This is a genomic window from Leclercia sp. TB492 (genome assembly GCF_049974505.2).
GTDB lineage: Bacteria > Pseudomonadota > Gammaproteobacteria > Enterobacterales > Enterobacteriaceae > Enterobacter > Enterobacter adecarboxylatus_C.
In genome coordinates, this window is record NZ_CM127572.1 from 487,141 (window position 1) to 501,307 (window position 14,167).

8 protein-coding genes and 1 pseudogene are annotated in these 14,167 nt (G+C 38.4%); 3 read left to right on the forward strand and 6 right to left on the reverse strand.

What is annotated here, in order from left to right:
* Window positions 1–11: 11 nt before the first annotated feature.
* Genes ACP4QI_RS02285 through ACP4QI_RS02295 form a run of 3 tightly spaced genes read right to left on the reverse strand, consistent with a single transcriptional unit; the run spans window position 12 to window position 5,100 of the window.
* Entirely contained in the window at window positions 12–848 is an 837-nt protein-coding gene (locus tag ACP4QI_RS02285; RefSeq protein ID WP_045341602.1) for a phosphoadenosine phosphosulfate reductase family protein, read from the reverse strand.
* Between the two features lie 2 nt (window positions 849–850).
* Window positions 851–4,150 (reverse strand): ATP-binding protein, encoded by a 3,300-nt coding sequence (locus ACP4QI_RS02290; protein WP_426495458.1) that lies wholly within the window; start codon window positions 4,148–4,150, stop codon window positions 851–853.
* Complete coding sequence (locus tag ACP4QI_RS02295) at window positions 4,150–5,100, reverse strand: DUF4007 family protein (RefSeq protein WP_045341606.1); 951 nt, start codon at window positions 5,098–5,100, stop codon at window positions 4,150–4,152. The genes ACP4QI_RS02290 and ACP4QI_RS02295 overlap by 1 nt, the downstream gene beginning before the upstream one ends.
* Window positions 5,101–5,458: 358 nt before the next feature.
* Here ACP4QI_RS02295 and ACP4QI_RS02300 point away from each other — a divergent pair, with 358 nt between their 5' ends.
* Both ACP4QI_RS02300 and ACP4QI_RS02305 read left to right on the forward strand, forming a co-directional pair.
* Complete coding sequence (locus ACP4QI_RS02300) at window positions 5,459–7,825, forward strand: sensor histidine kinase (protein WP_045341607.1); 2,367 nt, start codon at window positions 5,459–5,461, stop codon at window positions 7,823–7,825.
* On the forward strand, window positions 7,825–9,711 hold the full coding sequence (locus tag ACP4QI_RS02305) for a hypothetical protein (protein WP_426495459.1): 1,887 nt from the start codon (window positions 7,825–7,827) through the stop codon (window positions 9,709–9,711). The genes ACP4QI_RS02300 and ACP4QI_RS02305 overlap by 1 nt, the downstream gene beginning before the upstream one ends.
* Window positions 9,712–10,006: 295 nt before the next feature.
* Here the strand turns inward: ACP4QI_RS02305 and ACP4QI_RS02310 are convergent.
* Window positions 10,007–10,876: pseudogene (locus ACP4QI_RS02310) on the reverse strand (phosphorothioated DNA-binding restriction endonuclease); the annotation flags it as partial.
* A 530-nt stretch (window positions 10,877–11,406) separates the two neighbouring features.
* Between ACP4QI_RS02310 and ACP4QI_RS02315 the strand changes: the two are divergent.
* On the forward strand, window positions 11,407–13,074 hold the full coding sequence (locus tag ACP4QI_RS02315; RefSeq protein WP_426495460.1) for a DnaJ-like cysteine-rich domain-containing protein: 1,668 nt from the start codon (window positions 11,407–11,409) through the stop codon (window positions 13,072–13,074).
* 111 nt (window positions 13,075–13,185) lie between these two features.
* Here ACP4QI_RS02315 and symE read toward each other — a convergent pair whose 3' ends face one another.
* Both symE and ACP4QI_RS02325 read right to left on the reverse strand, forming a co-directional pair.
* A complete protein-coding gene (symE, locus tag ACP4QI_RS02320) occupies window positions 13,186–13,518 on the reverse strand; it encodes an endoribonuclease SymE (protein ID WP_426495461.1) in 333 nt (110 codons plus the stop codon).
* A gap of 212 nt (window positions 13,519–13,730) precedes the next feature.
* The gene (locus ACP4QI_RS02325; RefSeq protein WP_426495462.1) at window positions 13,731–14,102 is read right to left on the reverse strand and encodes a hypothetical protein; all 372 of its coding nucleotides are present in this window, start codon (window positions 14,100–14,102) and stop codon (window positions 13,731–13,733) included.
* Between the last annotated feature and the right edge of the window lie 65 nt (window positions 14,103–14,167).

The window sequence follows — 14,167 nt, forward strand, 5'->3', positions numbered from 1 at the left end:
ACTTATTTATACTATTTATGACATATATTGCATGAACCGTTTCCTTCATCATCACCATATATATCATCAATATCGTCTATTTCAACCGGGCGTAAAGGGTTTTGAGGTTTTTTAGCTGCAACTCTTGCCTTTCTCTCATCATAATCTTTAAAAATTTGAATTAATCTTTCTGGTTTTTCAAGTTCAGAAAGAGATTCGCCTTGAGACCATGTAAATGGCGAACCGTGCTCCATTGCATTTTTTTCGTAAGCTTTTGCTTCTTCGAATGCTTCAGGATGATTTTCTTTTAACCTTGCCCATTCAACTTTTTGTTGAAAAAAGCAAAAAGTACAGCCGGATCTGCTACGCCATTTGTAATATTCAGGCCAGCCGACGCCTGATGCTTCCAGAATATCGCCTACGGCAGCCTTATCTATACCATTTTCGCGAAAAGGGAGCGCTATTTTTAGATTTTTATGCTTCGAAGCATAACCTTCGCGATATTCCTCATCCGCTCTTATCGCAACGTAGCTGGTAACGGAATCACCAGCTGCAAGCATAGGCCGCACCCATAGCTCGAACGGCCTTAATTTCAATTGACGAGTACACCATCTTGTTTGTGGTGAAGGAAGAAAATGATTGTATTCTTTCAACCAAAAATCGAAATCTCGATCAGGATTTAAATACTCAATTTTTTTACCAAGGAATCCTTCAAGCTTACCGAGGAATTCATAAACCTCAGGTAACTCTTTTCCTGTATCAGTGAAAAAATACTCAATGTGTAGTTCAGGATGGTGCTGCCGCATGTAAATCGCCAAGGCTGCGCTATCTTTGCCACCTGAGATACCTAAAACATGTCGTTCTGCCATAATTAATCATCCTTACCATTCACAATTGCAATGCTAACTTTTGCAAGGGCTGCTAATAAAATGCTTTTGCTAAGTTCATTATTATGTATTTGACTAAGAATTTTTTGTGAAATATTTTCAACTATTTTTATGTCAGATGATTTAATGTCATACTCAGCTTGCACTGTTCCATTTTCTTGATCATCGAAAATAAATGCAAAAGCCTCTCTTGTTGGTTTTCTATTCTTAATTGAAGATAAAATTTCAATTCTTTTGAATTTTTTAGACCACGCTGCGATTTCTATCAATGCGATATCAATATCATTATCAGACCATAGTCTTGTTGGTTTATTTGCCGCTAAGCTTAATATGCTTTCAATACTTTCGTTTGTTTCATCTAATTCTTTGAGTCGGGTCGAAAAGGCATCAAACCGGAAATCACCAGATATCCCTGAAACTGTATTTGCTCTCTCTTTAATCTCAGTATAATCACTGTTAATTGCATCTAGTGCTATTAACATCTTATTACGGATATTTTCCAAAAGACTGTCGTAAGAATGAACTAATTCTTTAATGGAACATTCAATCTTTTCCAAAAGTTCACGTTCATTCTTTGAAAGGAATGTAAATGGTAAATCGACAAATAGCAGTTTGTGTGGATCTGACGCTCTTAGCAAAAGATCTCTCATTTTCTTGCTATCTTCAGATAATGTTGAAGTTCGTTTAGACCATTCAGGAAGGGCATAAACCATGCCAACAAGCGATCTTGCAATCTCCAAAGGTTCTTCGCCAGTAGAAGGAATATTAAGCTGAATCAATATTTCTCTAATTTTAGAAAGAAGATTATTTTTGTTTTCATCAATGATGATTTTCTTCATATGGAAACGTGAAGAGTCCTGTAGAAGTTCATCTATTTCACTATCTGTTATCTTTGATATAAAGTAATTATCTTTATATAAAGCCATCGTATCTTTTTTGGCTAAAATATATACTAAAAAGAGAACGGGATGAACCCCATTCTTTACACCAAAGGGTGGTTTGCCCCACAGTGAAAACAGTTGTTGTACTGATACAAGCTTGTTTTCATCTGCAAAAAGTTTATCGGTGAATTTAAATAGAGGTGTCAAGACTGCAACATCATCGTTAAGTTTTGGAATAGTAAATCCAAATTCCCCATTTGTAGATTTATGTATTTTGGGAATTACTAATAATGTCTCATGTAAGCCTCTTTCGGCTGGCCAACCTGACAGCCCTAAGTTTTCTTGATTTTCAGCATAGAGCATTTTGTAGAGTAGGTCTTTACGTGCTTTAACAGCATTAGGTGAAAGACTGTTGCGATTTATTAATTCGCTTTTTAGGCATGGGGCATCATTAAATATTTTATCTGCAAATGTAGATACAATAGATGAATAATTATCTATATTTACCCATGAACCATTAACTAACCATTCTGAATAGCGTAATGCCTCTCTTAATAGTTCTTCAATAATGTTTTTTAGAACCGTTATTCGTGCATAAATTTCTCTCCTGGCTACGGAATCACTTATGATTTCATGATTACTTTCCAAGATTCTATATAAAGCCATAAGCTCACACCCATTCTCGACGATTTTATCTGTCTTAATAGGTACACCAGGAATAATGTTTTCAGGTATGATATTGCTACTTTTATTAATTTCTATTTTGAGTTGAGCATTAGTCATTCCTTTTTCTGGGAATATGACAAAAAGTTCGCCAAATTTATCAGAAGTAATAGGGGATAAGTTTTTTAGTTTCCCTTTAAATACCTCTGAGGAACAAAGAGATATATCCATCCAGCGTAATGAGCCCGTTTGGTAATAATGCTTTTTAGCCACGACAGGGCGAATACCTGCTGCTTTAGACAACAGTTCGAAATCAAGAGATGATATATTATTCAATTCATTCTTGATTTCCTCATCTATATCAAAATCACTTCCTTCAAAAACAGCCCAAGATTCAAGATGTTTCCTGTAAACGATAATATTTGATTTCTTTAATTCACTTAATAATGTCTCTAAATCATAATTTATATTACCTTGATAAATACTTTTAATTACTTCATTAGATGCAGGTAGCCCAGTGCTGTTTCTGAAGAAATCCAATATTGCAATATTTTTTATCAGGCTAACTTTTAACTTGTCAGAACCAGCTTCCACGCGCTCAACGGCTTCTACAGACTGAGCCCATCGATGACCGTCCGGTGAAGATAGGATTGCTGGCTCAAGGTTTGTACGCAAAAAATTCCAATAATGCTCTGGAGTGTATGTTTGATCTTCGCTATGTTTTGTTGATTTCAGAAAATCATGGAACGCATGAGGTTCTGGAGAGCTCAGGAAACCAAAAATACTCCTTTCGTTTTGACCGAAATGTCTTCTTGATGCTGGTCCTAAAATAATCGCCATTGTTGGATGTAATGGCCAACATTTTATTAAAGAGTCTACTAACTGTGTACTGATTGAAGGTCTTCTCTTTCTAACTTCATCAGCTACTATATGAGCAGCATTTACATTAATATTATTTTTTGACTCTTCGCTAATTGAAATCGCTTTAGACAATAGTTCAATGGTTTCATCACTTGATGAAATTAATGGTATATCTGCATACCGCCCTTGCACTTTAGCCCATTCGTTTTGTATCTCATGACCTAATTTTGATGAGTATTGTCTAAATGCTTGATGCAGAATTCCAATAACAATTAACTTGCCGTTACTCCTTGAAGCTGCCTCAGCAAGATCTTGGTAGAAATGTATATCGTTTTCCTCTTGAGCCGAATACTCAAGGAATTTTCCCATTTCATCGATGACTATAATTAAACCGTCATATGTTGAAGAATTACTAAGAGCTTTTAGCCGATCAATGAGATCAGCACCTGTTGGCTTAATTTCTTTCTTGTTGTTAGATTTTGTCTGTTTATCCAACGAGTTGTCTATTTCTTGTACGATGTTGGTTCTTTTACCCGTAATTGGTAAAATATTCCAACCGTTAGTGATAGGAAAAGCTTTTTTAAATAATGGCGAAATACTTTTATCTAAACGAGTATAAGCTTTTTTTCTTATTTCTTTATTAGGATGTAACGTAGAAAGAAGCGTGATGGCAAGAGATGATTTCCCGCTACCATATGGGCCAGTTAAAGTAAAAGCTCTTTGTTCAGAGTTGATGATTTGAGTGCAAAAATTATTGAAAACACTCTGTGCTGATTTATTACAAATATATCCATCTAATGAATCCAGACGTCCCATATCTGTATCAATTCGGACAGAGCGTTGGTATTGTTGAGTAATTTTAACTTTGTCCATTAACATTATAAATCACCATAAGCCATATTAATTTGTTCAATTTTTAAGTTAGCTAACTGCTTTTCAGATGTATTTGATATTACAACTTGTCTAATTCCTGAAGAATCAGACCACTTTAAGAAACCATTTGTTTTTTCTTCAAGAGTTGAAAGTCTGTCCGCGACAGAATCTTCATCAAGCTTAAATACTCTTCCTGGGGATGACGGACCATATGCTATGGTTTCAAAAGATAACGTGTTAGCTTCGGAATATAGAGACTCCCAAAACTCAATGAGAGAAAAAATAAAAATATGATCGCTGAGAGAGTATTTTTGGCCTCTCTTGAAGGAAAATAGCCCTCGGCTTTCCTCTTGAATCAAACCTAATTCTGATAACAGAGGTTCTGCATTTTCCTCTATATTATTATCTGATTTTGGGCAGTATGATCTAATGCATGCCTCAACATCTCTCTTTAATGTTGCCTCTGAGATTTTTACATTTCTTTCAGATGCGTAATCTCTAATACGCTCTACAAGATTGTCTCGTGAAAATGACGAAGACGTTATATTGTTAAAAAGATAGCTCCATGTTGTAGAGCGATGTTTACTATTAGCAGCCGGTAAACCGGCTAAACGCCAATGAGCAAGCCAAGCAGTGCAGGGGTTTTCACAAAAAGGATCTAATCCTTTATCCTGAAGGATCATATCCCATTCTTTTGGAATAATAAAAACTCCCTTACTGTTATTGGACTCCTCCAATAGCCCACATGCTAGAGACCAATGCTTGATGGAGGACACCATGTTTTTACCTACGCCAAACACACCGATTGCTTCATCACGGGTAAAAATAGATTTGTCAAGGGTGTTATCACTGTTTTTTTGGTCATAAGACTTTTTCAACCACATCTGCTTCAGTGGGAAAGTCTCATGGCCTGAGAAATGTGGAACATATGTAGGTTGAGTGAGTAAGTTTTCCATCGCCTATCTCTACTGGATTAAATTGCCAGTGAGAATAGCACATTGCTGGGGAAGTTATCCAGTAAGGAAAGGTTTTTTACTGTTTTTATAAACAGTACTTAGAGGAAGTTACTTGCTATTTATCATATGAGAGTCCGACGAACACAGAGCTACATAGAGCATTAAAAAATTATATGCTACTGATATTTAATATGATAAAGTTATAAAGCATGTTTCTCAACTACTGATGTTAAAAGAGTGTCTTCATAGCATCCCATAAGTGAAGATGAATCATTTACATGTGAAGGTGAACCCATCATATCAGTAGATAAGGATTATTTTTCATTATAAAAGACTAATTCATATACGAGGTCAGCTCATGGCAGAGTTTGCAGTTGCGGCGAGAACATTGCTCCATCTTGGTTCTGAATTGATTACTTCTGATGAGGTAGCAATCTACGAATTGATTAAAAATGCATTCGATTCTGGCTCAAGCCGAGTCTCTATAAAGTTTTTCTGTCCCATTTCATCTCATATAGTTTCGGAGTGCAATGAGATGATTGATGATTCGGTCGATAATCTCATTTCTTTAAGTGATATTAAATCCTTAATATTAAATAAATTAAAAAATAACTGGCGAATTTTAAATGAAAATGACGAAATCTTAGATTTTGATTCGTCAGTTGAGCTAGTAAGAAATTCAACTGATTTGAGCTCACTAAAAGGTGGGCTAAACAAAATTAATTATATTGAATTTGAAGATTCTGGTTCAGGAATGAATTCATTAAGTTTAAAGAAAGCATTTCTAACTATAGGTACCTCGTATAAAAAAGTTTTTGACACAAAAGATGATGGTTCTCCAGTTTTAGGAAATAAAGGGATTGGACGACTTTCAATGATGAGATTGGGAGCTATAGCACATGTTGAAACATGGACAAAAAATGAAGAGAATGCCCATAGGATTGAGTTTGATTGGAATGCTTTTGATTCATCTGAGCTATTGATAGGGCAAATAAATTTTCCTATAAATGAAGTTGTTAAAAATGGAAAAACTGAAAGTGGTACTAGAATATCTATATATTCTTTAACTTCAGATTGGTCAGAAAAGAGAATATTAAATGATATAGTAAATGGTTTTTTACGACGTTTAAATAATCCATTTCAAACTGATTTACGTCGTTTTCCAATTGACCTCTATTATAATAATTCAAAACGTATCCCCATCAAACCAATTGATACAAAACTAATTGAGCTTGCTGATAGAGATTTAGTATTAAAGTTTACTCCAAAAAAAAACGCAGAGCTTTCATCTGAAATCTTGAAGACTGTGATCAGTATTCCTGGGTTAGAAAACTCTTCGGTTCCTCAATCGAGAACGGTGAGGGATCTTTGTAGTAAGTATGAGTGTAGTATAAAAGATTTAGATTCCATAGGCCCATTTACACTAAGAATAAAATGGTTTAACAGATCAAAATTAATGCAAAGAAAGCTTGGTCCTGAACTTAAATCCATTAGAGCTGAATTAGACCTTTGGAATGGTGGTGTCGCTATTTATCGTGACGGATTCCGAGTCGGGTTGTCTGGCTCTACTAAAGATGGAGATTGGCTAGACATTGATAACAAAGCATTAAGAGGGAGAGGGTTAACTTTAAATAGAATTCAGACTGTTGGAGCTCTTGAGATAACAAAAATATCTAATCCACTTCTTATTGATCGATCTAATCGCGAGGGCCTAATCGATAGTGCAACAATAGATCTCTTGAGAGGTATAATTCAAGATTTTGCCTTATCAGAGCTTCGTTCCCATGTTCAAGCAGAGGAAAAAGTTCAGAAAAAAGAAACTGAAAACCAGCTTCTTGATGAAGGAATTGATTCTATTGAATCAAGACTTAAAGAGTCTGAAAAAATTATTCATGAAATACAAACTAAATCACCGGAATGTAAAACACAAATTGTATCATTGCATCAAAACATGCAGTTTATAACTAATAGCGTCAAGGGTTTTCGTGATGCTATAAATACACTTCAAGAGCAAAGGGAAGATATCTTAGAGTTAGCAGGTGTAGGTAATGTCATGAGAAGTGTAATGCATGAATTAACTAGAACCACATCTCAAACACGTTCTCTACTAAGTAAAATCGCTAAAAATGCTGATGACGAAACTTCCGATTTACTAAATAAGCTCGAAGTCGAAATTAAAACATTGAATACAAGATTGAGACAGTTAGATCCACTAAGCACAAGCGGACGCAATCGAAAAGGTCAGTTTGAATTGGTCGGTTTGATAAAAACAATAATAAATGGGTATAAGGCCCGATTTTTAAGGCATAATATAAAATTTGTTCTTACATTTAACAGTATACCCATTACCAACCAAACTTTTTTGGTTAAAATGGTTAAAGGTTTTGTTAGTTTAACTATTGAAAACATTATATTGAATTCTGTACACTGGCTTAAAACAGGTTTCATCATGCCTGGTGATGATTCTGCCACTATATATATTAATATCGACTCGGATGCCAGTGTCATTGAAATTTATGACAATGGTCCAGGCATTTCTCCTTCAGATCGTGAACGTATATTCAGTCCGGGTTTTTCTCTGAGAAAAGACGGACATGGCTACGGACTATACATTGCTAAGGAAGTTTCTGCTAATTATGATTCTGATATTTACTTAGACTCAGAACCATTCCCGGACGGTCGCCTAAGACGTTTTGTTATCGAACTTCCAAAGAGGGATGATTAATGAATTTCAAAATTGCGATTATAGATGACGATCTTAATAACTCAGTAAATGAGGATGATTTACATCGAGTTGACAAGGATAATATCTTAGAAGCTTTGATGGACTCAACGTCTCCAGAGTATGAAGAATTGTCTAATAACCTAAATGATTTGTCATTATCTTTTAATAATATTGAGGATTTGGTTAAATATATTAATGATGAATCTGTATGTCTGAAACTACCTCTTTATCTTCAAAAATTAAAGGTTGAGGCCCTTTCAAGAAGAAATGCTTTAATAGGGCCTGTGCGTAATGTTATTGAATGGTTATGTGAGGGAGAGTATGGTTTAGAGCCAAAGGATATTAATGAGTTTCATAACACACAAGATTTTCTTCTATCAATCGAATCCGAATGCTACGATCTAATTCTTGTAGACTATCTTTTAGTCGATGATAATCAAAAGTTGACCATCCCTTTCCTGAAGGAAATAAAAGAGCGGTTGGATAAAAAAAGCTGCTTTTGCTCTTTTATTTTAATGTCATCTTATAGTCAACAATTATCAGATGATTTTTTGGAAATAAAATCAAGAGTAGAAATGACAAGCTCAAGATTTCGTATTCTTAGTAAACCAAATTTAACTGATCTTAATGAGGAAATAATCTGGAAAACTACGTTCCAACAAATATTTAAGCAAAAACTATTCATTCAGCCTATCGAAAACTTTTTGCATGAATGGATTAATAATTTCAATAATGCTACGCATAATTTGTCGAGAACATTATGGACTTTAGATGCTCATACTTTAGACATTATTTACAGAACATCCAAAAGCGATAATCTAAGTTTTTACGAATATTTTTCAGATGTTATTTTTAAAAAAATATCGTCAGAATTTGAAAGCTCACTTAATCCTCATAATTCTAAAGTGAGAGAATTTGGAGATGTGTTGATAGATGCGCTTGAGTCGAATGATAAAATAACACCCGGTAATGAAGTGGCTGATTCACGTCTATTCTTAAAAAATTTATTCAAAGATGTTAATTGGCATCAAGAACATTGGTTTAAACCAAGTGAACCTTTTCCTATTGAAGATAATGTTTCTTTGATAAGCGATCATGCTTTCCCGTATCTTCACTTTCTTCGTTTTTCTTGGCTGAAGAGGAATTTAAGATTTGGTACAGTTTTAAAGAGAAAGGATTCAGAGCAGTTTTTAGTTAATCTTACCCAGCCTTGTGATATAGCTCATCTAACTTTATCTAAAAGTCTTGATGTGCATTTGCTTTTCATTTGTGGCAGTGTCGTACATATGAGCCAGTATGACGTAAATGATAAACAGGCTTTATCTTCCTCTCTTTATTATCAAGACGAATGGAAAAATATATATTGGAATTTGTCTAAGCCCTTAACTCCTCCTATTTGTGAGTTTAAAGAGCTTCTTAGTGATTATGTTATAGTTGCACAATTAAGAAATGAACAAGCGCAATATATACTTAATCGCTATGTATCTAAAATAAGTCGCGTGGCGCAAATAAAAACACCATTTCTATATGAATTGAAATATGTTACTGTTGCTTTGGATACAAATAAAAATATTATTACCAAAAAATCAGGTAGTTGCCATGCGCTGGAGGAGAATAAGAAGTTAGTAATAAATTTTGATCCTGAGAATGCAAAGATTATAGTTAAGGAACTATCTCTTAACAGTAACGTTTTAGAGTCTCTCATATCCGGAATTTCGCTGCCTAAAAGTAATAAAGTGAGATTATTTAGCGGTTCAAAAAATGAACACATGATATTTTTGAAAAATGCTTTTTCTGAAGGGTCTGTAATTGAAATTATTAGTGATGAATACCGGGAAAAATTAGATAAAGTTCCTGAGGGAATGATTTTTATTTATCCTGAATGATGTTGTAGAAAAAGCCTGTTTGCAAAGACAGGCTATTTTTTTTGATAAGCGGAAAAGATATATTGGTTTATATTTTCTATTTTTTCGCAAACCTTGCTTAAGAATTTTATAGATAATATCATATATTTCATGTATGCGAATGTTTTTTGTTACAATGCGGTTGAATATCATGTTATCTTGTATCAATGCTATTATCATTGTTGGTACTTATGATGGTACTAAAGCGTTTACAATATTTTTTTTCATTTAAAAGCATAGGGTTGTTTGCGATGTTCGAGTCCGGCCTTCGCACTCGTCCACTAAACACTTCTCGCCTATGCCATTCCACAAACCCCTCCCGTGGAAAATCCCCCTTCATTATCGGCAGTGCAATTTGCTTCCCAGCAAAATCCCAGAACAGTTTCCCAACGATTCCATTCCCATTTACGCCTTTCGACACCAACACCCGCATTTCCTCATCCAACCCAATCGACCCCTTATCAAACGCCTTATGGTGAATCGCACACAGCGCCAGACCATTCGGAATTTCACACGGCCCGCCGTGCTGCTTCCATTTGATATGTGCCGCCTCAAGCGCAACGGAAGAATGATCGTGCCGCATGTTGAATCCACATATAGCGCATTGGTAGTTATAAGCTCGGAGCACCTGCTGACGGAACTGCGGGTCGCGAACCTTGCGGATCTGCCTGATATCAAACCCCATCTCGTCAGCGATTTCTTCTTGGATGCTTTCTGGAAAATGGGCTTCCAGAATCTGCTGCGCAAGTGAGCCAATAAGGTTTTTGTTCTTACCCAGCAGCGCATAGTGTTGTTCATCAAACCCGCCCGCGACGTTATGCTTTACCAGTTCTCCAGCAGGTGGCTGTCTGCTGCTACCCGTCGTTGAACAAAACTCATCATTCTGAAGTTCCCAGAACCCATCGCCTTTAAGCCGCCAGAACGGCATATCGGGGCGGTACTGCGCGCGTTGCGGACCAAAACGTTCCAGCAGGCTATGCAGCTGATCGCGGATTTCCATACCGTAATTGAACAGGCGAGCGTGCCCCTGCTGATAGTTCGCCAGCACATACAGAAGCAGTAAAGGCTTATGCGGCGCACGCTGATCGCCTTTGCGCCAGATGGTGATGTCGGTAATTGCTTGTTCGAGAGTTTTGCTGGAAGCCATCGTTTTACGCAAGAAGGTAAATAATTGCGATGATGCTCGCAAAACCCCACTCGATCAACTTACAAGTTTTTCACAAGTAACAAAAAAGGTTCCCATTGGCACCCTCACATCAATCTTCATTCCGGTACTGAATCTGATTCCATTCAATCACTGGTCTTTCAGAAGGAACGCTAGGACGCAGGTATAATCCCCATAACACGTCACTTAGCTCTTGGTAAATGCAGATTATCAGTAGGTCTTAGACAAAATTCGCGAACTTTTTAACCACGTCATGAGATAGCCGAAGGTATCAGGATTCAATTAAACCATTTAAAATTAGTAGTCTTTTTTATCCTACCCAAACACCGCACTAAATAAAAAAATTAACCATCAACGCTAATCAAGGAATTACGTCAGGCTCAATACATCGCATTTTATATACGCCAAATACCCCGCATTTACTCCCCTCAAACTCCGTTTATTAGTAGTTGCCTAACCTGGGCAAAGCCATATCATTCTGCCGATAACAAATCTCAATTTAGGGAATGAAGATGAAAGACGCGTGGCTGGATACGTGCTCTACAACCATTCAAAACTTCGTGGAACGCTCGACGAGGCTACAGCCAGATAATCTTGAACTGGACCTGGTCGAAAAAATCGATTTTGACTACCAGATTAACTTAAGTCTCCATTTTCGTGTTGAGACAACAGATCACACTCAGGTAGGAAGAGTCAGCGCCGGGAGCGGCACCCGCGTTTTTACCAGTACTTTCCAGTACGCCGAGGCTCTCCAGGCTGAAACCAGCGCTGTCTTATCTCGCGCAGAAACTCTTCGTGAAGCACAAGCACTGGTGCTTTCCCACCCTTACGGTGCGCTTCAAAAAGAGCAAGAAATCTATTCCCATCCAACACGCCTCTGTTTAATTGAAAACTGCACTAGCTGCAATGGACGCGGACAGGTCAACTGCTCCTGGTGCTATGGTTCTGGTCGCGTGAGCTGCACCACCTGTGGAGGAAGTGGGCAGGTACTGGAACAGCGAAGCCATTTCGATCACTACACCAATCAGTATCGCACGGAGAGCCACTACCGGATGTGCTACACCTGCACAGGCGGTAAGGTGAACTGCGGCCACTGTAGCGGCTCGGGAAACCAGCGCTGTTCCCCCTGCGACGGAACAGGCGAAACAACCCGCATTACCCGGCTTGCCAGCGTTGCCGTGCCTCGTTACCAGTTGATCTACCATCGTGAAGATGTGCCGACGTTCATTAAAGATGGCCTCTACAAAGCGGGCATCCCACAACTGGCAAGTTATGGCGCCGTTGAGCTCGCAGAGTCCAGTATTGATGAGGATTTACGTAACGTTAATTTTATCTACAACGCCAGCGTACCCTTTGCCCGATTTACGAGCCAGTTACGACAGGCTCAGCTTACGGAACAGCCCGTTAACTGGATCGTTTACGGTCGTCATCCGCAGATACTCGATGCGGGGCATGTTGTTGAGTTGATGCTTAAAAACGATCTTAATGAGCTTGTTTATTGCTCCACCAAAGGAAAACTGCTGAATCCGCTTGTTGCGGCGTGTAGCCGTAAAACGGTGGCCACCTTTATGGAGTCGGAAGCTCACCAGGATATGCTGGATGCAAATCGCACGGGTAAATCCGGGGAGATGCTCCGCGAAGCGATGAATCGTGGAGTGACTACAACCTATATTGACGAGGCCCTGACCAGCCTGAAAGCCATTACGCAGGCTGTGCATAACTGGTCGGTGGTAAAGTGGGCAATCTTCAGCGCTGTCATTATTTATCTGTTGATGCCGCTTTATACCGCCTATAGCAACATCTGGTTCAACGACATGGCAGGACGGGTTTATCTTACGCCGTTCCTGCGCTGGGATAACCAGCAGAATTTACTCGCTTCCCTGGAGGTACTGGCGCGTTACTGTGGCTTGTTTATTGCCATCGCTGCCGTTGTTATCGCTTTCCTGGGGTATTTATGGCGCAGGGGCTGGGTCCGCTGGCGAATGGGTCAACATCTGGCTAAATGGGCGGTTAATAAGAAGATTTTACGTAGCGGCTGGTTCATGAGTTTTATTCTGACAAGCCTGTTCGCAACTTGCCTGTTACTGTTTTTCCCGATCTGGGTGACAAATGAGGGCGAACTCTTTGGGCAGTATTCTTTAATTGAATTACTTCGCTGGGTTGCTGAGTTAGTAAGATAATACGATCAGGACTCCCGGTAGGTTTGCAGGGAGTCGGTCTTTTTATCTGCCAGCCTCTAATAACCAGTATAAAAGGCGCCGCACTGGCGCCTTTCTCATTCCATCGCTGGCTTAAGCCTTTCGCAGCTTCCCGGAGATCACCCCAACAAAGTCCATCACCTGCTGTTGTTTCTGCTCCGACAGTTGGCTCACCTCGCGCATCAGCGTCTCTATCTCCGGCTCTCCCTGCCGGGACGTCAGGATCATGCAGCCCTTCATGACCTTTACGTCGACCTTCGTTCCGGTGCTGAACCCGGCTTCATTGAGCCAAAGACCTTTCATAATAAATGCAGGGATGCGGGTATAATCTCCATACCGCGTCGCATAACTCACGGTAAATACCCGGTCGTCAGCTTCAAATACTTCTGGTTGCAGTGATTCTGCAATACAATCGATATCAGTCATGGTTACTATTCTCAGTCAATAGTGATTGTGATGAGCGATACGGGCATGTTGGCGCATGCCCGTATTGCGTTAAATAACACCTGTAAATTTACCCAGTAAATAAAATTAAGTCCAGAGTAATATAAAACGTAATAAGCGCGATTAGACTGCTTTTAAATTATAATATAATGAATGGATTGAGGCTGTATTAATGATAATGAATTTATATATGTTCAATCCTGTTTGGTTTGTTCTCTAACAGCTTCAACTATTACGTGATGCAGCTTACCTACCGTGACATCCCGAATAACCGGCTTCGGTATGCCGCGTAGCCAGTCAACAAACCGACATATGCCAAAAAGATCAAGTCCTTCACTGGTAAAAAGGTATTCATCCTCGGCGAGGGAGAACCTGTTACGGAAACTATTATCCTCAGTATCAAATGAAATATTAAATGCTTGTTCACAGACCTCTAAAAGGTCTGTGCCATCGTCGCCACAGATATGCAGGTCCTCTTCAACTCGTGAGTTTTTGTCGATAGGTTTGCGATAAGGCCCGAAGTTTTCCTGAATGATCTCAATAATCTGCTCAAGTGTTGGCTCCATAAATACATCTCCCTTTAATCAATCACCCTGGTACTGAAATAAGAATCTATCCAGACGGTTAATAT

Excerpts from the sequence above, each read along its gene's own strand:
- ACP4QI_RS02305 (WP_426495459.1), top strand. The coding sequence starts at position 7,825 with ATGAATTTCAAAATTGCGATTATAGATGACGATCTTAATAACTCAGTA.
- ACP4QI_RS02295 (WP_045341606.1), bottom strand. The coding sequence starts at position 5,100 with ATGGAAAACTTACTCACTCAACCTACATATGTTCCACATTTCTCAGGC.
- ACP4QI_RS02290 (WP_426495458.1), bottom strand. The coding sequence starts at position 4,150 with ATGTTAATGGACAAAGTTAAAATTACTCAACAATACCAACGCTCTGTC.
- ACP4QI_RS02300 (WP_045341607.1), top strand. The coding sequence starts at position 5,459 with ATGGCAGAGTTTGCAGTTGCGGCGAGAACATTGCTCCATCTTGGTTCT.
- symE (WP_426495461.1), bottom strand. The coding sequence starts at position 13,518 with ATGACTGATATCGATTGTATTGCAGAATCACTGCAACCAGAAGTATTT.
- ACP4QI_RS02285 (WP_045341602.1), bottom strand. The coding sequence starts at position 848 with ATGGCAGAACGACATGTTTTAGGTATCTCAGGTGGCAAAGATAGCGCA.
- ACP4QI_RS02325 (WP_426495462.1), bottom strand. The coding sequence starts at position 14,102 with ATGGAGCCAACACTTGAGCAGATTATTGAGATCATTCAGGAAAACTTC.
- ACP4QI_RS02315 (WP_426495460.1), top strand. The coding sequence starts at position 11,407 with ATGAAAGACGCGTGGCTGGATACGTGCTCTACAACCATTCAAAACTTC.